This window comes from Bacillus sp. SIMBA_154 (assembly GCF_046536015.1).
GTDB lineage: Bacteria > Bacillota > Bacilli > Bacillales > Bacillaceae > Bacillus > Bacillus pumilus_P.
The window spans coordinates 1-274 of the sequence record NZ_JAWJBV010000241.1; the positions used below are offsets into that span (position 1 = coordinate 1).

Below are 274 nucleotides of genomic sequence, written 5' to 3' on the forward strand. Positions count from 1 at the left end.
CTGCCTTTAACAAGTCAAACATCATTTGTTCATCATTTTTAATATTAAACAATTTTGTATCAACTTTGGGAAATGCATACAGCGCCCCTTTTGGCTTTTTACAGCTTATCCCCTCAATTGCATTTAATCCACGCCAAGCAATATCTCGTTGCTCATATAAGCGACCTCCGGGGTCAATTAAACTGTCAATGGATTGTACCCCACCCAATGCTTGCTGAATGGCATATTGAGCAGGGACGTTTGCGCATAAACGCATTGAGGCAAGAATATCGAG

The 274-nt window shown here is 40.9% G+C and carries 1 pseudogene; it reads right to left on the minus strand.

Annotated elements, in window-relative coordinates:
• Positions 1 to 274 (minus strand): annotated as a pseudogene (locus R0K30_RS21880) (hypothetical protein); the annotation flags it as partial.